The organism is Breznakia sp. PF5-3, assembly GCF_029504745.1.
Taxonomy (GTDB): Bacteria; Bacillota_I; Bacilli_A; order Erysipelotrichales; family Erysipelotrichaceae; genus Breznakia.
The window spans coordinates 23,813-45,366 of the sequence record NZ_JAQFIQ010000011.1 but is presented as its reverse complement, the minus strand read 5'-3'; the positions used below and the strand labels follow the sequence as shown (position 1 = coordinate 45,366).

General features: G+C 28.6%; 15 protein-coding genes. 2 read left to right on the top strand and 13 right to left on the bottom strand.

What is annotated here, in order from left to right; genetic code table 11:
* Positions 1 to 3: 3 nt before the first annotated feature.
* From cas1 to M2475_RS04080, 11 genes are all read right to left on the bottom strand, one after another.
* Positions 4 to 870 (bottom strand): type II CRISPR-associated endonuclease Cas1, encoded by an 867-nt coding sequence (cas1, locus tag M2475_RS04130; RefSeq protein ID WP_277489769.1) that lies wholly within the window; start codon positions 868 to 870, stop codon positions 4 to 6.
* Entirely contained in the window at positions 867 to 4,871 is a 4,005-nt protein-coding gene (gene cas9 / locus M2475_RS04125) for a type II CRISPR RNA-guided endonuclease Cas9 (RefSeq protein WP_277489766.1), read from the bottom strand. The genes cas1 and cas9 overlap by 4 nt, the downstream gene beginning before the upstream one ends.
* Before the next feature lie 290 nt (positions 4,872 to 5,161).
* On the bottom strand, positions 5,162 to 6,133 hold the full coding sequence (locus tag M2475_RS04120) for a hypothetical protein (protein ID WP_277489763.1): 972 nt from the start codon (positions 6,131 to 6,133) through the stop codon (positions 5,162 to 5,164).
* Positions 6,134 to 6,207: 74 nt separating this feature from the next.
* Positions 6,208 to 8,256: a DUF4357 domain-containing protein gene (locus M2475_RS04115; protein ID WP_277489761.1), complete on the bottom strand. Its 2,049-nt coding sequence runs from the start codon at positions 8,254 to 8,256 to the stop codon at positions 6,208 to 6,210.
* A gap of 165 nt (positions 8,257 to 8,421) precedes the next feature.
* Complete coding sequence (locus M2475_RS04110) at positions 8,422 to 10,848, bottom strand: hypothetical protein (RefSeq protein WP_277489760.1); 2,427 nt, start codon at positions 10,846 to 10,848, stop codon at positions 8,422 to 8,424.
* A 418-nt stretch (positions 10,849 to 11,266) separates the two neighbouring features.
* Positions 11,267 to 12,472, bottom strand: a complete 1,206-nt coding sequence (locus tag M2475_RS04105) for an LlaJI family restriction endonuclease (protein WP_277489759.1) — start codon at positions 12,470 to 12,472, stop codon at positions 11,267 to 11,269.
* A 10-nt stretch (positions 12,473 to 12,482) separates the two neighbouring features.
* On the bottom strand, positions 12,483 to 14,510 hold the full coding sequence (locus tag M2475_RS04100) for a hypothetical protein (protein WP_277489757.1): 2,028 nt from the start codon (positions 14,508 to 14,510) through the stop codon (positions 12,483 to 12,485).
* A gap of 13 nt (positions 14,511 to 14,523) precedes the next feature.
* Positions 14,524 to 15,603 (bottom strand): DNA (cytosine-5-)-methyltransferase, encoded by a 1,080-nt coding sequence (dcm, locus tag M2475_RS04095; RefSeq protein ID WP_277489756.1) that lies wholly within the window; start codon positions 15,601 to 15,603, stop codon positions 14,524 to 14,526.
* A complete protein-coding gene (locus M2475_RS04090; RefSeq protein WP_277489755.1) occupies positions 15,597 to 15,812 on the bottom strand; it encodes a helix-turn-helix transcriptional regulator in 216 nt (71 codons plus the stop codon). Before M2475_RS04090 ends, dcm begins: the two co-directional genes overlap by 7 nt.
* A gap of 59 nt (positions 15,813 to 15,871) precedes the next feature.
* Positions 15,872 to 16,231 carry a hypothetical protein gene (locus M2475_RS04085; RefSeq protein WP_277489753.1) on the bottom strand — a complete coding sequence of 120 codons (360 nt, stop codon included), beginning with the start codon at positions 16,229 to 16,231 and terminating at the stop codon, positions 15,872 to 15,874.
* Positions 16,232 to 16,702: 471 nt separating this feature from the next.
* Positions 16,703 to 17,011: a phage integrase SAM-like domain-containing protein gene (locus M2475_RS04080; protein ID WP_277489751.1), complete on the bottom strand. Its 309-nt coding sequence runs from the start codon at positions 17,009 to 17,011 to the stop codon at positions 16,703 to 16,705.
* Positions 17,012 to 17,062: 51 nt separating this feature from the next.
* Between M2475_RS04080 and istA the strand changes: the two genes are divergently transcribed.
* A complete protein-coding gene (istA, locus tag M2475_RS04075) occupies positions 17,063 to 18,559 on the top strand; it encodes an IS21 family transposase (protein WP_277489749.1) in 1,497 nt (498 codons plus the stop codon).
* The gene (gene istB, locus M2475_RS04070; protein ID WP_277489748.1) at positions 18,541 to 19,293 is read left to right on the top strand and encodes an IS21-like element helper ATPase IstB; all 753 of its coding nucleotides are present in this window, start codon (positions 18,541 to 18,543) and stop codon (positions 19,291 to 19,293) included. Before istA ends, istB begins: the two co-directional genes overlap by 19 nt.
* A gap of 504 nt (positions 19,294 to 19,797) precedes the next feature.
* Here the strand turns inward: istB and M2475_RS04065 are convergent.
* Together M2475_RS04065 and M2475_RS04060 are read right to left on the bottom strand one after the other, a co-directional pair.
* Positions 19,798 to 20,277: a HEPN domain-containing protein gene (locus tag M2475_RS04065; RefSeq protein ID WP_277489747.1), complete on the bottom strand. Its 480-nt coding sequence runs from the start codon at positions 20,275 to 20,277 to the stop codon at positions 19,798 to 19,800.
* Entirely contained in the window at positions 20,261 to 21,391 is a 1,131-nt protein-coding gene (locus M2475_RS04060; RefSeq protein WP_277489746.1) for a DUF262 domain-containing protein, read from the bottom strand. The genes M2475_RS04065 and M2475_RS04060 overlap by 17 nt, the downstream gene beginning before the upstream one ends.
* Positions 21,392 to 21,554: the final 163 nt, after the last annotated feature.

Sequence of the window (21,554 nt, the reverse complement as noted above, 5' to 3'; positions counted from 1 at the left end):
GACTCATAAATATTCAAACATATGCAACTCGTTAATATCACTTGATTCTACCGCTTTGAAGATACTGCCCAGATATTGTGGAATAATATTAGATATATATTGTTGAGAACCTTTATATTCCATTTTTTTATCTAAAATAGATATTAATTTAACTTTATATTCTAAATTAAATTCTTCTTTTTTATTTTTATATACCAGTTCATCAACTAAAACACGAAATGGCTCCATTAAATCACTTGCCAAATTAAAATGATTATATTCATTTCTATGCATAAAACCCAATTGAGTTAAATATCCTAATGATACTATTTCTTTGGAAAAACTTGATAACAATATACTATAGCCATAATTTAATGCTGCATTTACTCCACTATCATCATCTCTTGTAAATCCATGCCCAAATAATTTATTGAAATATACTTTTGATGCATGTCCTTCTCGATTTGTAACATCCGCAAATTGCAGTTCATCAATATAAGTATTCAATTTTTGATTATCATATTTATGCTTTCTCAACAATATTGATTGATTTTTGATTTTCTGTCTTATAATTTCTGTCCACACCAATATCTTATTCTCATCTTCCCAATGTATCTGTTGCCTAATTTTCTTACTTGAATTATGACTTCCATAGTAGGGAACTATTTCAGAATACGGTAATCTTTTTTCATCACAAAAAATAATTTTCACTTTTGATTTTACTAATTCACTTAATAAATGCGTAGTTATACTTGTAGCCGTTGTATCAATAACTAATGTATGTATCTCAGAGATATGTATCATATTAGTTTCTTCATTTCGAATTATCATATATCCTTCTTTATACGATAGCTTACACTTATTTGTTACAACAACTTTCCGCCAACTCATACTTTATATTTTTTAGTGAAAATCCCTGTGATGGAAGAATCAATGATTAACGTATTTTTAGGAATGGTATACTTTTTTCCCATTCTACCAATTCGTTCACTCAATCCAATCATTTTTAAGTTTCCATTTTCTGGACCTCTTTTCATGATTATTAAAATTTGTTTTAAAATTTCAACTTTATCTCCCAAGGTAAGCTCATAGAAGGTATCTATACGTTCTTCCAAATTTTTCACTATATTTAAATATAGTGAATACTCTGATTTCATTTTTTCTATTAGTCCACAGTAGCTTTCTCTAGCAATATCATCTAAGTCTATTCCTTCTTCTTCTACTTTTTTCTTAACTGTTATTTTTTTAATATTAAATAGCAAATCCAAATTTTGCATTTGCTTCCAACTTAACTTTAATTGTTTTGCATTTATCCATTCATTAGGGCTACTCATATATACATTCATATTATTAACTATTAGTTGTTGGTACTTCATCATTGTACGTAAAATTTTTATATTTTCTCCGCTTTTTAATCTATCATCCTTCTTTATTGCTTCTAACAACTCCAATTGAGAATTTTCAATTAATTTTGAATCCTCTACTGTTATTCGCGCTACAATCATTTTCTCTTTATTCTTATCCGTATATGAAACTAACGCACTATAAGCGCTCTCTACACCACTATATCCGCCATATTTATTTGGGTCTAGTCCCTTTTTGATTGGTACTTTACTGTTTATTGTGTCATGTCTCTCTGCATTCTGCTTATAGAATACACCGCTACCTTGCTCTGTTAGATGATTAAAATAACAATCGCGATATTCCAACGTTCTTTTTACTTCTTCAATATTGCTCTGATCCCAAATGATTTCTCCCGTTTCTGGGGAAACATATCCATTTTTCATCGAATTAATAATAAACCCATATTTGTCTTTGCTTACTTTCCCAGATTTTCTTTTAGCTTTCAAATAATCATTGTAAGCAAACTCAGCTTCTATTTTAGGATATCTTTCTAATATGTAATTTCCTACTACACAACTAATATATGCGTCATGCGCATGATGATAGTCATTTACTTCTCGTACTTTAGGAAGATTGTATAAATCTCTAAAATCACTATTTAATTGTGCTTTAATCGCTACAATATTAGTTTCTTTATAAGTATCTTTTAAGATGTTAGCTACATGCTTTACAATCTGCCTTGTTTCTACTAATTGACGATTAATAAAACCTTTGACTTCATATTCTGTAAAATTAGCCGTAGTTAGTGATTTATATTTTTTAGGGCCTATTAGCTTCTTTTGAAATAAATAATCCCAATATTGTCGAATTTCAGAAATCTTATTTTGAGGAACAACATCTAAAGCTGTATTATAATCCCCCTTATCTTGATTATATTCTGAATAAACAAGGGCTAAATTCTCTATACTATCATCTTTAATTAAAGATTGAGGACGAATATGATCAATTTGATACAGTGATAAATTTTCAATGTCTAATCGTTTCATTGAATATAAACATCTTCCCCCTTGTATATAATACAAATACCTTCGTAAATCTTGCATGGAACTTCTCTCTTCATTATTTAGATTTTGTTTTGCTTCACCATATAATGAATCCTTTAAAGAAATTTCTTTATACTGTTTTTCTATCTGTTTTAATCGACTATCACTTCTCTTAGAAGCTTCATCACTTCTTGCAAACTCCAAATAAATTGCTTTTGGATTATATCCCATTACCTTTCGCAATTCATCTACTACATTACAAGCAACTCTTATCCCTTTCTTTATTGCTGGTGACCCTGCTAAGTTTTCAATTTTTTCATTCAAGCTTAATTCACTATTTTGATTTTTATTAAAATTAGCAATAATCTCATTAAATTTATATTTTGGCGAATTAATTATTTGCATTATATTCAAATTGGTAGTTCGTAGTATTTCAATAATTGATTTATCCTCACCATTCACATCAGTTTTTAAATCCTCTAAAAAAGTTTTAGATAGTCTTGACCACCCTTGGTATTTTAATTTCTTTATTTCTTCAAATTTATCCATATATTTCTTATAATTCATTTCAAGTTTTCGAGCTAATATCTTTTTATCTTCAAAAATTGTAATCCAAGAAATTATTTCTTCAATTTCTTGATAATTATGTTGATTAATATTTCCAAAAATTTTATTAAAATCTATATATGATTTCAAAGATGATTCAAATCCTTTTTCTCCTTGATAGCCTTTGATGCTATATTCTCCATTTATAGTAGGATAATTCTCTTTTATCAACCAATCATGTAGATTTTTACTTGTTACATTTTTCTTTACCTTAAACAAATCATTAATAATTTTATTCTTGGTATCTGTTTCTAATAATTTATCATTTACTCTTACTTTATTAAGCTCAGAACGAACACAGTACTCACTATATAGTAAAGAATGCTTTGGAATTACTTTTTCTGATGGCAGATATGTACAAAAATTGGTCAATCGTTTGATAAATTTCTCTGCTGATGAATCTTTATCTACAACATCATCAAAATTCCAAGGTGTTATTTTTTCATAGCTTCTTTGAATCCAAGCATAATTAGAATTATCTTTTTGGTGAGAAATCAATGGTCCTACATAATATGGTATACGATAAGATACTAAAGACAAAATCTTATTTTTTCTCTCATTTAGCTCTGGATAGAATTTTCCTTGTTTATCAAGTATTTCTATAAGTTCTTTTTCGTGCAATTGATATGGGATTGCTCCATTTTCCTTACTATTTATTAAAGGCATGAAATCTTCAGAATCAAGTCTTGACGAAAGTTCGTCTATGTGATTATTTGATAATTCTTTAACGTCTTTCTTGATTTGTTTCTTTAGTGCCTCTAAATCACATTTCTTACCTTTCCCATTTTTTATATACATTGTATAACTTGCAGCTTGATCTGTTTCAATAGAGAACATTTTATTATATACCTTTTTATCTAGTAATTTATATACTGCTTTTAATATTTTTAAATCGCTTTGATGCTGCGCATATTTTGCAAGCATTGCCTTACTAATATTTGGTTTTCCTTTTAACAAAAATTGTAATTCAAACCAACTGTTTAGCCTCTTTAATTGTTCAATGATTGCAAATTTTTCATCACCAATAAGTGCTAACAATTGTTCTTCAATTTCCACATAAGCATCACTATTTAACACTACCTTAACTTCTTTTCCATCTATTACAACTGAATCATCTTCAAGCAACTTACTAAAATTACATTTTAACCCTACAATAGCATTCCCCATTTCTTTTGCTGCCTTTGGAGGTAACCCATTGATTTGTGTTAATACTTCTTTCACCTTAACACTACGCGAAAGAGTTTTATCTTTGAGTGTTAAAATGACTTTATTTTTATCAATAAAAGCTAAGCTTTCTGAACTGTTATCTTGATATGCTAATTCTAATGCTTCTAATATTTCCTCTGCTGAATTTTCAATTGTTTCAAAAGATTTTCCTTCATACAAAAAGTTTCCTCTATATTTAATAATATGATGGATAGCTAAGTAGATTAGACGTATATCTTTTTGTTCATCTGACTCCATTAAATCATTGCGAAGATTATAAATTGTTTTATACTTTGTATAATAATCAATATCATTAAAATCGTCATCATTGAAAATATTATATTTATTCTCGCGTCTTCTTTTAGTCGTCAATACTTGATCATCTAAGTGGTAATAACTTGCATCTAAATAATGAAAAAAATTAGGATCCTTATCCATTATTAAATCTTCAAACAATTGCTGAAGCCACGTAATTCGTTGTTTTCTTCTTTGCATTCTTCGTCGATTGGAGCGGTATGATCTTCTTTCAGCAGCCGTCGCCCCTTCACTAAACAATGTAACCCCCATCAAATTATGTTTCTTTTTCTTCATTAATTTACTTCGTTCATTTACAATGGACCAACCAACAGAGTTAGTTCCAATATCTAAACCAATCACATATGCTTCATTTTCATTTTTATCGTATTTCGACATTTTTAGTCCTCCCTTTTCCTTTACGATCATTTATTTAAATAACACTTTACAAATAACCATGTGTATGTTAATATTTGCATGTACCAAGTTTTGGTACTATTCAAAATTACATATCAAGTTAAAATAAAGTTTTTACTTAAATGTCATTAAATGACGGTTGTGCTGACAACCAATTTCAATTACAAAGGAACAAATGTTCCTTTTTTTGTTTGCCATATCACTATGATATATAATATTAACATAGTAATAGAGCAAAAAATGTGCCTAAAAAACTATTATCCTCAAATGATTTATCCTTTCATTTGATTATTTAAAATATTCGATAACTTATTCAATAATTGAATAGGTGTTTCTATTGGCTTTTCCATATAATCATTGGTAAATGTAGGCTTTCCTGTATTAATGAAATAAATTGAATTATTAAACAGAAAATCAAACCCTAATTTTTCTGAATCTGATAGATAATAATTTCGTTGCAAATATTGCTCGCGGCAAGCATCAATAATTATAATTTTCTTTTCATAGACTTCATTAAGCCGCTTCAATATATGCGGATCTGATGTTAATCCAATACCAAACAGAATTATTATTTCTGACTTATTTAATCCATCATCTAGTTGATTTAATAAATCAGAATTAATTTTCCCCTCTTTAAATGCTGGTGCTGAGCAAATAATATTTTTATTATAGTACTCCCCATGTAGAGGAATATAATTTATCTCATGTATTGTTTTTCCTCTTAAACTCTTTTTAAACACCTCTTCTACAATACCATCATAATTCGTAGTTATTACATTCGTTTTTGCTATTTCTTGATTTTTCATAAGCTCCACAAACTTTTCTGAAAAATACTCATTATAATATTTGAAAATGGTTCTGATTGTAACTGGTATGCTTTGAATATTCGAATCTTTCTCACTTGTATACATATCCTTTTTTATTTTCTCACATATTGCTTTTTCAATAGATACCAATCCAGAAGGATCATTTATCTTATCGCAAAAATCTGATAATTGTTGTAATAAATATTCTCCTGTTTTATTATAATCAGTTGATAATGTTATCCCATCAAGTAAAGAACAATATTCCTTTAAAACACATTGTATGTTTTCTAAAATTTCTTTTAACTTTTCCTCGCTGTGATAAATTAATGAAGTTTTTAATTTTTTTATAATTTCTTCATAATAATAAGAATTATTAACATAATTACTAATAAAAAAATTAAAACCATTCCCCACTAAAATTGTTGCTTCCTTTTCCATTGTTTCCCTCCTTTTACCAAGAAAAAAGATTATTCATTTCATTATAAAACGAAACTGATTCTTCCTATTTCTTATTATTGTCTTCCATTTTTTCGAAATAATTCATCGATGCTTTTGCCATTTTCATCCTTCCAATAGGTCCAGCCGTTTCTACTTCCACCAAGCAATAAATCTGCTGCATTTGAAACAGATGAAGCGATATAATCTTGTGCAAATTGTAGACCTCCGATTGTTTCTTCTATAATTCCATTATCTAAAAGCTCCTGCCTAGTTTCACCAAGTGAGTCTGAACCTATATCTTTTATTTTTGAATAGATTTCAGAGCCTGAATAGATAACAACCGTTTCATCTTCATTTAAATATCCTGTTGCCTTAATTCCTTGTGCTTCAAGGAAGATTATTCTATTTCCTCCATCATTGTAATCTGTTTCAGAACGAAGGTATGGGTACATTTCAATTAATTCATCAACAAAATTATTACTTCTTTTTAAAATGGTGTTGAACGTCCACTCATCCATATCATATAAATTCTTATTCATATGAATATGAAGTGTATCTTCAAAAATCTTCTTTTTAGTTTCAAAATCCTTGTTTCCTGCTGCTGAATTATCAGGTTTCGTCACCAATGTTAAGTTTCCTATTGTATTCACTAGACCTGTATATTCCTCCCCATTAACACCTGCTTTTTCTTCCCAATATGGGGTACTAGTTTGTGGCATAATATGTTCAATTGATAAATTATTCATATCTAATTTTGCACTATTATCTCTATTTTCTATTTTTTCAAGTAACCACCGTAATAGCCTCATTGAGTATGCATTCGCATTAATCAAATTAGATTTCAATGCCTTATCTGAAGGAAGAGCCATATTATTAGATTGATTTCTCGTAACTAATACATAAATTACAATATCAGCAATATTATCAAACCCATTTACTTCAGCATATTTTCTTACATTTTTTAGATATGAAGGGAAAGCCTTTGAAACTCTGCTTGTATCATCTCCATTAAAATATCTACGAATTTGATAATTATTTACTATTTTAATAACTGAATAAAATTGATCTTCAGTTATTTTTTCATCGTGATAATACCATTCTGAGAGTCCTAATACAAATGGAGCAGGCATCATACTTTCCATATTTTGGAAATCACTTAAAATTTCCGCATATTTTCCAGCAGGCGCTTGATAATAAAGTTTATCAAAATAATCTGAATATCTAACAAGCTTTTGTAGTAACTCTGCATCAGTCGATAGATTACTCTCTTCATGCCAATAGTTTTTAAATGCTTGATAAAGAACATGCTTTGCTGAATATTCACCAGTGATAGCTGCAAGATAATATCTAAAAAAATCTTCCATTCCCTTTGAGTTATCAAATATTTCTTCAAGTCTGCGCCAATACTTATTATAGAGAATAGTTTGTTCTTCGTTTGACTTATCCATCATGATAAAATTACGAATCAAATCTGATGCGGTAAGTCTTTCTCCAGTTGAATTAATACTTTCAAAAATTTGTTGGGCATTATCTCGGTCATCTAATTTGATATAAACAATTGAAAATCTCTTCAAAGCATATAAAACACGATCAAAAGTATATTCCTCAACTAACTTCTTTAACTCTTCTTGCAAATATAGAAAATTTTGGACAATATTACTCCTATTGTTATTGTCAATTTCATCATACCTACTTTCAGCTATAATAAGATAATCATTTCCATCTGCTACTGATGGATATAGTCGCTGACGATATCTACTTCCTTCTGATTCAGCAAAATTCTGTAAATATGTTTCATCAATCTCCCTTGAACGGTATTCATTATCAGCTATTGATTTCATAGCATGAGCAATTAAAAACATCGTTACCAATCGTTGTTGTCCATCCACTATTGATCGTTCTGTTTTATACTCAACGACATTTTCAAGATACACAACTGTGCCTAAAAAATGCTGTTTCTGTTTTGTTTCATCATTAATGAGATCAAGCAAATCTTTCATTAATTGTACTAACTGCTTTTTCACTGTCCACGTATATTTTCGCTGATAAACAGGAATGACAAATTGCTTTCCCATTGCCTCTGGAATGAATTCATCTAGTAATTTTCTTGGGTTTGATTCCATAGTCCCTCCTCCTTATTATTTTTAAATGTATAGTTTTTATCAATATATTATAGCATAGAAATTTTTCAAACATGATCAAAAAGGAATTAGATTATTGAATAAGAAGAAATTTTCTTACTCCTTTTCATCATTAATCTCTGAATCCTATCATACATAATAATTTTACTAATTAGATGCAATATACTTATCAATATGAATATCCATTATATTTTTCATTTCATCAACTGACAAATCCAAAGTACCTTTTTCGTCAAGATCATTTAAAATAGCTTGTAAAATTGAGTGTATATCTCGAAAATTAATCCCACTTTCATCACCACTATTTTTTACTTCTTCCTCCAATTTATTTATTTGAACACTATACCCCTCATTGTGTTCATATAACAAAGCAATCATATTAAAAATAAATGATATATACTTTTTCATAGATTGTTCTTTTTCATACTTTTCTCCCCATTTTCTATAAATGATTTTATTATTTATCACTTTATAATCAATTTTGTTAGGACTATCTGCTTCCTTTGTATCATAAGATAGAAGACAAAATAATTCTGAATATTTTGGAAGTAGTGTATTAATGGAGCTTAAAATTCTGAAAGTTTCGTTTTGTGCATTATTTTCCAATCTATCAACGTCTTCCACTAATAAGATATAGTTTGGATTTTTGCTTAACATTTCCATAATTGAATCAATGAAAAAAGTCTTATAAATCTTCGTATAATCTTTTTTAAAAATTATCAAACTAGGTATAATTTTTTTAAATATCCATCTTGCTATAAGTATTATTACAAAATACATCACTATTCCTATGATAAATGGCATAACTCTATGCAACGCAGATATTATCTCATCAAATTTTCTTGAAATAATCCTATATATTTCGAATTTTTCTAAATTAAAAAACATTACAAATGCTTCACTAACTATTTCCACTGTATTAGTAAAAACCGTTGTAAAGTGATCAACAAAAAATGGATATATTGCAGTGACAATAAGATAAAAGAACATAATGCCATCTCTAAAAGTTGAAAATTTCTTTGTTGAAGTTTCTGTTCTGACTGAGTCAAATATCAAATATAATATATCATGATCAAAATTTGATTCCCATGGAGAAACAACAATTGGAATCTTTTCTTGATTAACAATAGACATTACATCATAGGTAGTTTTTCCCATTCCAAAAGAACTATCATGGAGCAAAACTTTACGATTGTCTAATACTTTTTTATTTAAATCGATTGTATTGCTCAAATCATTAAAATAATAAATTTTAGAAATTGAGTTAAGTATCAATTTTCTAAATAAATACTTATCATCAACTTCACCCTTATTAAGCATTGCTATTTTTTGATTGATACTTTTCCTCTTGAAACTATGTTTTTTAAATTCCACTTGATACTTCTCGGAAGGGATCAACAATGTGGAATATATAGTAAATCCCAATAAAATTTCATAATATTTATATTCATAATTTCTTTTTTTTAGAAAAGATGAGCATTTTCTATTTTGGTAATTTTGATTTTTATATGATAAATGTATTTTTAATCTAATAATATTATGCTTTTCACTCTCATTTATATCACATAAAAGTAATATTTTATCATTAACCTTTATTTCTCCATTGTTGGCATTGTCGATATATGAAGGTTGATATGCTCCTTCTATGTGTAGGTTTCTATCTACTGCATTTTCACCAAAAAGTGAGTCTACATTAACCTCAAATAAGTAAGGATTAGATTCTTTACTGATTTCCATTACATAAATAGGTTCATTTTTAAGTGTATCAATATCAATATTAAATCCTTTTATAGGCATTTTTTCCAATTGATGCTTTAATGGTGGATGCTTACGAATGCTAAAAAGATAGATAATTATGTACATCAATATAATCATAATTAATGTAGCAAAAAAATACTCACTCCATCCGCTGGATAAATCATTAGCTAACCTATTATAAAAACAATACAAAAAAAACATTACTACTAATAATAATAAAACACAAAATCTAAAATATGCTTTTAATTGAAAAAATAGAAAGTATATAAACGAACTGAAACCTTGCCTTAATTTGCTTAACAAAGAATTACTAATTGGCTTCTCTTGTTTTTTTATTTGTAATATTTTTTCTGAAAGTCGTCTAAAATGCAAAAAATCCATTCCTACGACACATAAAATAAAATGGGTAAATATTATGTAAATCGTATACAAATAATAATTTGTATCTACTTTAGAGCATAAGTAAATTAACATAATGAATGATGGTATTGAAAACAAAAGCGGTACCAAAATTACTAAGTTCTTATATTCATTAAATAACATTTTTTTTACTGTAGAGGTAAAAGACTTAAAGTCTATTTTTATTTTCTCACTTAACACATGCAATCCAAAAGTTATTATTACACATGAAAAAGAAGATATAGTAAATATGAATATTTTCAATAACGCTGTGTTTGAAGAAGTTCTGCTATTCTCGTCAAAAGAAATTAATACTGCAATCAAATATAGCAAAAATACTACTGCCACACATACTAGTAGAGTAATAAGGAAACTTCTTCCCCCACTTATTTTTATTTTTTCTATTATTTTTTTCATTTTTTCCTCCATAATTTTTTAGCAAATATATAAATTATAAACACACAAAAAAGCAATATTTATTCAAAATATAAATATTGCCCTTACTCATATTATTAATATTTGATATCCCTTTTGCCCTATAACGAGAATTATATACTATAAAGCCTAATTTATCAATGTGTAATTTATGTCGCTTACGCTAGTATAAGTCGTAAACGATTATGTCTTAATAAATGACCATTGAAAATTTTCCAATAGGCTAATGAGTTACACAAAATATTTTACACTCTCGATGTGTTTTAGTATGCTTTATTATCGTTTATTCTTTTCATGAAGTGCCTTATTGATTTTTTATTTAATCCCATATATCTTAACTATTTGTCAACCAAACTGTTACATTTCCCATTCTTATGCTTCCAAACAAATTTATCTCTGTTTATATTTTCTTTAAATAATGATTTAAAACATCATTAAGATTTATATAGTGCTCTATAATTCTTACTCCGTCTAAGTCTACCCTATCAATATGAACCTTTGTATAGTATTCTTTATTAGCAGGGATTAACAATCCATTATAGATTGTGTAACCTTTGTACTGTTTCATTAAATTGTAATGGTAAAATAATTGTTTATAATTTAACTTATTCACTTCGTTATTAAAATACTTTGAATCAAAAATTAATACCTTTTTATTTTTATTGTCGAGCGAAAAATGATCATATTGTATTTTATATAGATTTCTATTCTTTGCTTTTTTGACCGTTTCATTGCTTTCTACATGTTCCTTATCAGGTTTACAAAATATAACACCTTTTGATTTTCCCCAAACAATTTGGTCATTACGAATTTTAACAAATCTATCATTAAGATATTCGTTAATCATTGTTTCCCAATAATTTTCAAATTTGAGAGTCAATAACCTAACATTATCTTTAGATCTGCTTTTCCATTCAAGATAATTGATTAGATTATTGATGAGTTTCTTTTCGATGTCTTTGAAATAAAGATTACGCATCTTTTTCAATTCACTTATTATATATCTTAAATTTCTAAACATAGGATTTTTATTTTCATATTCATAAGGAAATATAGTTGTGATGAAATCGCTATAATTACTCGCATCTGCTAATACATAGCCCATACACTCACTTATAAAAACACTTTTATTTCTAGTTTTCTTTATTACAAAAGGAAAGAAAATCACACCATTTTTTTGAACTAATTTATTAGACTTATTTATTGTTCCGCTCCAATCCACATTGCCTTCGTAACCATTTTTAAAATAACTTTCATTCGATAAATATAATCCATATTTTTTATAATAATTTAAGATATCATGATAAGATTTTACTGGGAATTCTCCTTTTAAGCCTTTATCAAAACTTCCATAAGTAGCTTTATTCTTTGATAGAATATATAATATTTGCTCCATGCAGAATTTTTGTTCTTCTTTTATTTCTGCAACTTTATAATATTTTGGAAAAGAAAATAAAATGTTCTTATTTTTAATTATTACTCCTACAAACGATATTGTTATCTTACCATTATACTGATCACAATAATCAAGAATTTCCCATGAATTCACGAATTCTTCATCAACAGTATGACCATCATTAATTATTTCTATTTTCTGTTGATTCATAGTTCTACCTCTATAATGATTGTTTATCATATAAAGCAATCAATTCTTCACTAAATACATTTTTCTTTCCTTCAAAATCTTTATATAGTAATGAGAAAGTCTTATAATTTTTATCAAATATCGAATATTCATCTGAGATACTTGCTCCTTGAACATCATCCCATAAATAATGTAATAATTTATTTTGTATTGCTTTAAATTTCTGTTCATCATTCTGATAATTGTTGAATTTTATAAAAAACTGCCCAATTTGCTTATCTTCGCTCAGCTCCATTTTAGTTGTGATTAATTCATTTAAAGCCATATATAAGTTATTCCATTCAAATTCTTTATCAGCTAATTTAAATTTATATGTATTCTTTAAAGTTCTATCAGCATTGTAGACAGGGCTTACATCAACATAGATGAATTCAAACCTTCGTTTAAATGCTGTATCTATAACATTTACATTTTGATCGCTTGTGTTTACAGTGCCCATAATGTGGAAATTTCTAGGTAAATAGATTTTATTTCCAATGTTTATTTCTTCATCATCCAAATGTTTTGAAATTAAATCATTATTTATAGAGTATTCACTATTACCATTCTCATCACGATCTAACAATTGGAATACATCTCCAAATATACTTGCTATATTTCCTCTAGACATTTCTTCAACAATCAAAAATATTTCTTTATCCTTATACTCACAAGCTCTTGCAAGTGATTGTGTAAAAACACCAGCCTTAAAATCATATCCAATTTCACCATTTTGGGAAGTAGGCATAATATTTCCTATAAAGTTATAGTAAGAATAATCTAAATATATAGTTGTTTTGAACACAAATGGATTATCTTTGATTTTAACATCTGGATAACATTCCATTATAAGTTCATCAACTCTATGACTTTTACCTGTACCTGGAGCACCAAAATATAAATTTTGAATATTGTAATCCAATTTATTACATTTAATATCATTAAATACACTAGAATTATCTGCCAACAAATTGCTCATTGAATTCTCCCTTCTTTGTATTACTTTCTTATAATCTCTCAAATATTGATACAAACTATTACCAATATTAGGATTATCATAATCTATTTGTCTAATAGCAATTTGAGGGACTGAAATAAAAGGAAAATACACTCCAAAACAAGGGTATTTGAAATATCTAAAATACTCAAAATCTTTAAACATTTTATAACCGAATAAATAATCAAATATTTTTTCTATTTCTTTTTCATCTGTAATTTTTGCCTCTTTTAAAATAACCCTAGGCAATATTTCTGTAATTCCAAAATTTTTGTTACAATAATAATTATATAAATCTTCACTGTTTTCAATTTTTTTACTTGATACAAATTCTCCATTGGCTGCTACAAATGCAAAAAATTCTCTTTGATCAACATTAGGGAATAAATTTTCCTTGTTTCCATCTACTGGCAAAAATAATGGAGTTTCCCTTAGAGCATTAAACCATATATTTATATTAGTTGCCTCATTGGATTTAAATTCATAGCTACCTATTTTATTATTTTTTGCATCATATATTCGATTAGAAAGCATATCTTCAACATACTCAAAATCTAGTTCAGCATACTCATTTATAAGATACAAATATTTTATACATTCTCTACTATTTAAAAATACATCATCTTTATCAATTTCCATTTTGAATAAAATATCAAAAAATTTACATATAACAACAAAAGGACGGACAACCTTACTAGTATGTTGTTTTTTCGAAAATCGTCTAAAAAACAAATCAATTATAAGTGAAGATAAATCAAGTTTTCCATTGACAAACTCACTTGCCGATGAACCTATTTTATTCTCTTTGTTTAATACCCCAATATCTCTATAGTGTGTTAATGTTGCATTTGGGTTGCCTTTAGAAAATTTAAGCTTATTATCTAAAGTTATTAAATTGGATAAACTAGAACTACTAATTTTCTCTTTACAGTTTTTATAAAAAAAGATTAGCATATCTTCAAATCCATCGACATATACATTACTAGCTCGATCTATATACCAATCGTTAAGACTTTCATTCATATCTCACATCCTCCTATATCAAATCTACTTGGTCGAGTATTTCTTTTACTAATGCCATTAAAACATCGACTGCTATTGAATTTCCAGTTTGTCTCCAAATAACTTTATCTGGAACTACAATATTAAATTTTTCAAATCCCATTAAGCGTAAAAGCTCATTCGGTGTCATCTTCCTTGCCACTGATATTTCCCCTTCGTACATACCTTTATATATTTTATCATCCTCAAGTTGACCTTTTGTTGGTTTTTCTACCCTGAAATCACCTACCCAATTAAATTGCTGATTTGCTGTTTGGCATCCAATCACTTCCTGATTCACTCTTGCTCGTCTGCCATTTCGAGACGGGTCAGTAACGAATTTAAATCCTTTTTCACCCAAATAGTATTTATTATCCACATGTTTATCAAGGAACATAGAACTATTTCTTGTTAATTCAACCTTCTTTGGGAATGTAAAATCTTTAATGTCGAATTCTTTTTTTATTCCAACTACAAATACTCTTCTTCTAAGTTGCGGCAAATTGTAATCTTTAGCATTCAATATTTCCATTTTTATATCATAATCTAACTCCAAAAATGTACTTTTTATTATTTCCCAAGTTTTACCATTGTCATGATTTAATAGACCAGTAACATTTTCAAAAATAAAAACTTTTGGGTGAGTGTCTTGTATAATTCTTGCGTAATCATAGAAAAGAGTTCCTCTAGTATCTTCTAAGCCACGCCTAAAACCATATGTAGAAAAGCTTTGACAAGGACTACCTCCAACAAAAATATCAATTTGATCCTTATACTGTTTTACATCCATAAACCTAATGTCTTCATACCATTTATTTTCATCAATATCATAATTTGCAAAATATGATTTCTTAACATTGTTTTCTTTTCCAGTTTTATCATATAAATCTCTTATATAATCTTCGAATGTGTCATATTTTTTTAAATCATAATTTTCAATAATTTCATCTTTATCTAAATCTAAGTATCTTTCTCCATTATCACAAGCGAATAGAATCTCATGGTCTATATTCAATCTTTTTAAAGCTTGTTCAAAAGCACCAATTCCACTAAAACCTGTAGCTACTTTTAACATTTTTTTACCTCCACACATTCAACAATATCAGAAACATCACATTTCAACACATCACAAACTCGAAGTAATACGTCAGTGGTAATGTTTTCACCATTTTTCATTTTATAAAATGTACTCTTGCTGATTTTTGCTTTATCCATAAGTTCTGCGTTTGTCATATCAATATCTATCAATATTTTAAATAACTTTTTATAGCTTAATTTTGACATAGCAACCTCCATCCTTACTCTATTTCAAAATTAGTCTGTTACATTATAGCATAATATATTCACTTTTCACAGTATATTATTACGTTTTCTCGAACTTTCATACAAAAAAATATCGGTGCAGTTATAAGACCACACCAACGCATCTTATCTTTCAGTTTCTTTTGATGTTTCTTTTTTCTTAGATTCTTTCCTTTTTCTTCAACCTTATATTTCTTGATAGCACCAAGAACAGATTCTTTTTTTTCTTCCACGAGCTCCATCTGTTCTTTTGCTTTTGAAAGCTTTGAAAGCAATACTTTTATATTACTATAAACTTTACCATCGTCATCCATTGAAGTTCTAACTTGACCAAACGCTTTTACAGAATTTCCTTGCTTTAAATTTTTTGAAATATCGCATTTTCTCCATAGGCAAAGCAATTTGTATAAAACTTCTCTCCGTTTTCATCATTTGACACAATAGAGAAGTCGCTACTTTGAATGGTCCTCCATTTTTATTTTCTCTTTCCACTACTTCAACTTCTCCAATAATATTACCCACAACATTTACTAAATCGTTTTCTTCTTTTTCAATACCAGTACCTTCTTTAAGTTGTCCATTTTCTCTTAATTCATCAATTAATAGTTTTACTTTACCTTTTCCATACCTTTCGGATAATTCAACTTTTTTAAAATATCCTAATCATTTAGTGTTAAAATTATAGGTAAGTACCCTTTTTATTCTTTGTATGTGGTAAACAAATTACTTTATTCTCCAAATCAATACTTGACACTAATAACTCTCTTAATTTCTTTGCTCTAATTCCTGTAGAAATCAAAATATTGATAATTACCTAGGTTCTATACTGAGCAAAACTTTTCTTCTTTGGTTTCTTTAATAATAGTTTTAGCTCATAGCCTGTATAAACCTCTTTTATCTTCTCCTAGTTTAGTTATTTCATCTCTTATGGAGCCTCTATCGTAGCCATAATGGATAACAGGAGATATCTTAAACTGATAAGAGTTTACTGATTCATCACTAACTTTTTCTTTATGGTGAAGTATATAATCATCAATTAATTCCTGATTGATTTCTAAACATACCAATCCCTTTCCTGCATACTTCAAAAAATAATCACAAGAAAATTTATAGTCTTTCTGTTTGTTGTAATTTAAAAGTGGACCATTTTCACGGTATGTTGCCGTTGAAAAAGGGACCACTTGTTTTTTTATACTCTGGACTATGAAATAATAAAATCCGGAGGTGAAGGAGTGACGAAATTAATGAAGAAACGAGAAATTATTATGTTGCACTTACAAGGGAAATACTATCGATTCATTGAAAGGGAAACAGGAATTAACAGAAAAACGATTACGCGAACTTGTAAGGAATACGATGCAAATCAAAAACTATTAGAAAGTGAGGAACTAACAAATGAAGAAAAAGATGAAATCATACGTACCATAGTTGAAGTAAAATCATATGATAGCACAAACCGAAAACCACGGAAGATGACAGCACACTTGCTTCGACGACTTGAAGAAATTGCGAAAGGTGAAGTGAAAAAAACAAATCTTCTTGGTAAGACTCACAAGCAGCAACTTGATGGTTGTCGTGTGCATGAGATGATTACTGATGAAGGGTTTGATATTACTTATCGAACGATGATGTCTTACTGGAAAACTATTATTGAAAAGGCACAGGAAGCTTTCATTCGTCAAGACTATGAGTATGGAGAGCGAGTTGAATATGATTTTGGAGAAGTTAAACTATATATCAATGGAGAAGTTGTGAAATATCACTTAGCTACTTTTGCAGCCCCTGCTAGTGGTTTTCGGTGGGGATACTTATATAAGAATCAAAAAATGGATATCTTCTTGGATTCACATGTTCGTTTCTTTAAAATGGTGAAAGGAGTATATGCAGAAGTTGTTTATGACAACATGCGCAATGTTGTATCTAAATTCATTGGTCATAAAAAGGAGCTGAATCCGCAATTGATTCAAATGTCACTCTATTATGGCTTTGATATCACTACAACGAATGCATACGCAGGAAATGAAAAAGGGAGTGTTGAGAGAACGGTAGAAATTATAAGGAAGCGACTATTTACAAAAAAGTACAAGTTTACTTCTCTGGAGCATGCACAAGAACATTTACATGAAGGACTAATGATGATGAATCAAAACTGTAAAATTGAAGAAGAAAAGAAATGTTTAAGAGGATACAAAGTACCCTATGAATTAGCAGTACTCGTGGAATCTAAAGTGGATAAATATAGTTGCGTATGTTTGGATAACAACCACTATTCTGTCCCTGATTACTTAGTTGGGAAAAACGTTAAAGTAAAGAAGTATCATGATCATTATGATATCTATGCAAATAATAACTATGTTGAATCGCATAAAAAAATAGATGGAGTTGGTCAATATCAATTAGAATTACAACATTATCTAAAGACATTACGCAACAAACCGGGGGCCTTAAAGCATTCATTGGCACTGAAGCAATGCCCACAGTTATTATCCATCTATCAAACCTATTTTAAACAAAATGAAAGAGAATTCATAGAGATATTATTAAAAAACACAGACAAACACATTAGTGAACTACCAGATTTACTGGTAAATAAAGCAACGAATAAAGTCATGGTTAGCAAATCAAATGAAGTAAAGGATGCAGTAAAAACGGAGTTAATAAAACTGAATCAAATGTTTGGTTTACAGCAAGAAAAGGAAGGAGAAGAAACATGTCAATTGAAACATTAGCATATGATTTGCGATTACCGTATACACGGCATAATCACAAACAATTTATTGAAGAAGCAAAGCAGAGAGGATTAGAAATTGAAGAAGTTATAGAGGAATTACTGCAAAATGAAATAGACTTACGAGCAGAAACAGGAATTACAAAAAGAATACAACGAGCACGATTCACTAACAAAAAATACATAGTGGACTTTGAATTCAAACCATATAAAGCAGAGGTAAAAGAAAAGCTAAAAACGCTTACTGATCTGTCATTTATAAAACGGAAAGAGAATATCATATTGATAGGTAATCCAGGAACAGGCAAAACACATTATGCAGTAGCACTTGGCATAGAAGCGTGTACGAAAGGGCATACTGTATTATTTTCCAGTGTTCCAAATTTAGTGACAGAAATGAAGGAAGCATATAGCCTTAGTCAAATGACATTATTTAAACGTAGATTCGAAAAATATGATTTGGTGATATTAGATGAACTAGGATATGTATCCTTTGATAAGGATGGAAGCGAAATGCTCTTCAATCTGCTTTCTAACCGAAATGATAAAGGGAGCATTATCATCACTACAAATTTAGCTTTCGATAGATGGGAAGAAACATTTAAGGATCCAGTGCTAACTGGTGCGATTATTGACAGACTAGCTTATAAGTCACACGTTATAGATATGCGTGGAGAAAGCTATCGAATCAAAAAGACACAAGATTGGTTAGGTGTGGATAATAATCAAAAATAGAATAATCTAATCTTATAAAAAAGAAGCCATTAATCCATATGATATGGGTTCTTTTTTAAACGTAGTGGTCCCTTTTTCAACGGCAACGGTGGGGTACTTTTCACTTGACATAAACACTTTCAATGTAACCTCTTCTAATCCTTTTACTCTACATTGCTTGTAACAAAGTTCACACAACTCACTAAACAAAATATTCTCTAATGCTCCTACACGAAACTTTGCAACTCCTCTTTTAATGTCATTCCTACTGTTTTTTGCATATCATGAACTGATTTGCAAAATAAAAATGGGGAGTTAGAATCACCTGCATTTAAGTAAATAATCATAACTACCTAGGTGTTCCACTTTGAAGTTAAATAACGCTTAAAAATAAAACTTTTATATTACTTCCTTCCAATTAATATTATAGTATATTGAATGGATATAAACGAGTTTATGATGTTATACACCATTTTATATTCTTTAATATTCGTTACACTATTATTGATTGTTATCAAATTGCTATCACACTATTTTATCTAGTGTTTCTTTTAAGTCAACTATAATTTTTTTTGATGATGCAAAATACTTTATTACTATTTCTATCGAAATAGTAACTGTTCTTCCATGAGCAAAGTCATTTCTATTCTGAACTAATGAGTTTAGGTCAGATTTTTCCTGGTTGCTAATTCTACTTTTAAAATCATTACATAGTTTAGAATTTATATCAGTTAACATTTTTTCTATATTCCCTGTTTTAGGATTACTTGAGCTATCGATGATTATTTTCGATAAATATTGACCTGTTTCAGGTTTCGCTCCATCAGTCAAAAAATCATGAACGAGTTTTTTGTAAACAGTCTCTATTGTACCACATGCTCTAACAACCGCATATGATATGAGATATTTTGTATTAACATCAAATTTATTTTTATTTATGTATTTTCTAATATTTTTCAGCTCGTTATCTACATCATTGAAAGCATTATTAATTTCCCCAGTCATATTCCATACCAAATAATATTTTTAAAGCAATTTTAATTCTTTGCTTAATGTTCTCTACATTAGTTGTCCTTACACTAGTAGCATCAATGAAAGCATCATTTTGCAATAATTCGTGATATCTTTCGGAATAGTTATCAATTGAATTAAAATCGTATCCCTCTTTATGAGCAAAATAAATACTTACTGATATAGCCTCAAAAGTAATGGGGTGAATCGACTTAGCAAACTTTGAAGTTTTCTCATTATACCTTCTGAAAACACTCTGACCAAATAATTCTCTAGCAATCGTCATTACACATAAAAAACGATTTTTTAAAGCTGTTGATGAATCGTCATTCAAATTTTTGTTTTTGCCCATGTAAACATTCAAAAATTTAGTTAAGTTTATCTGCTTTTCTTGAAACTCATCACTATTTTTTATGTCACAAATAGCAAAGAAACGTAGTATAAGCTCCATATCGTACATTCTTGGATCTTCTTTTTCAGACCCAACAATTGTTCTCCAAACTGACAATCTATTCAATTCAAACAATAGTTCATTGAAACTCCCTTGATAAACACAATTTCTAATTTCTTGCGGTTTAAGAGTTTTTCCACTTGTATTTATTCTTTCAAATATTTGATACATTCCTGTATCGTTATTAGGATATTTTTGCTCAAATATAATTGCATGAATTGTTGTAGTTCTTATCCTTCTTTTTTCTTCAGCTTCAAGTTCTTCAAAGCTTTTCCCACGCCACCTAGAATTAATAATTTCCTTATCCGATAATCTAAATAATTTTTCATCTGATGTAAAAACACCTCGCACATAATCACGAGCACTCATTATACGTTGATATCCATCAACAATTAATCTTCTTTCATCATCATCAACAGCTAAAAAAATACTTGGAACTGGCAGTCCTAATAAAATGGAGTCTATAAAACGACTTGCTTCATCCTTGGTCCAAACATACTTTCTCTGTAACTCCGGCTTAATCAAATCGCCCTCGTCGTACATTTGAATAAGTTCTCTAAACGTTAAATCTGCTCCCCATGAGCTTATATTATATAAATCGTCATTAGAATATGGTTGTTGTTCTTCTTCTAACACTTCAAAATTTTCTGTTTCCATTTTCTGTCCTCCTCAATTTTCATTTGCTTTATTATACCATATTAAAATAATTCAATTATTTCAAATCTTCTTCTGCTAACTTTATAAATGCTTATATTCTTATAACCTTGTATCGTTATCTCTTCTAGTCATTTAGCTCTCCATTGTTAATAGTACAATTCAC

What these genes read in the sequence shown, in the direction of transcription:
- cas1 (WP_277489769.1), bottom strand. Translation starts at nt 870, where the DNA reads ATGAGTTGGCGGAAAGTTGTTGTAACAAATAAGTGTAAGCTATCGTAT.
- dcm (WP_277489756.1), bottom strand. Translation starts at nt 15,603, where the DNA reads ATGTTAAAAGTAGCTACAGGTTTTAGTGGAATTGGTGCTTTTGAACAA.
- M2475_RS04100 (WP_277489757.1), bottom strand. Translation starts at nt 14,510, where the DNA reads ATGAATGAAAGTCTTAACGATTGGTATATAGATCGAGCTAGTAATGTA.
- istB (WP_277489748.1), top strand. Translation starts at nt 18,541, where the DNA reads ATGTCAATTGAAACATTAGCATATGATTTGCGATTACCGTATACACGG.
- M2475_RS04065 (WP_277489747.1), bottom strand. Translation starts at nt 20,277, where the DNA reads ATGACTGGGGAAATTAATAATGCTTTCAATGATGTAGATAACGAGCTG.
- M2475_RS04120 (WP_277489763.1), bottom strand. Translation starts at nt 6,133, where the DNA reads ATGGAAAAGGAAGCAACAATTTTAGTGGGGAATGGTTTTAATTTTTTT.
- M2475_RS04110 (WP_277489760.1), bottom strand. Translation starts at nt 10,848, where the DNA reads ATGAAAAAAATAATAGAAAAAATAAAAATAAGTGGGGGAAGAAGTTTC.
- M2475_RS04115 (WP_277489761.1), bottom strand. Translation starts at nt 8,256, where the DNA reads ATGGAATCAAACCCAAGAAAATTACTAGATGAATTCATTCCAGAGGCA.
- M2475_RS04090 (WP_277489755.1), bottom strand. Translation starts at nt 15,812, where the DNA reads ATGTCAAAATTAAGCTATAAAAAGTTATTTAAAATATTGATAGATATT.
- M2475_RS04060 (WP_277489746.1), bottom strand. Translation starts at nt 21,391, where the DNA reads ATGGAAACAGAAAATTTTGAAGTGTTAGAAGAAGAACAACAACCATAT.
- M2475_RS04105 (WP_277489759.1), bottom strand. Translation starts at nt 12,472, where the DNA reads ATGAATCAACAGAAAATAGAAATAATTAATGATGGTCATACTGTTGAT.
- cas9 (WP_277489766.1), bottom strand. Translation starts at nt 4,871, where the DNA reads ATGTCGAAATACGATAAAAATGAAAATGAAGCATATGTGATTGGTTTA.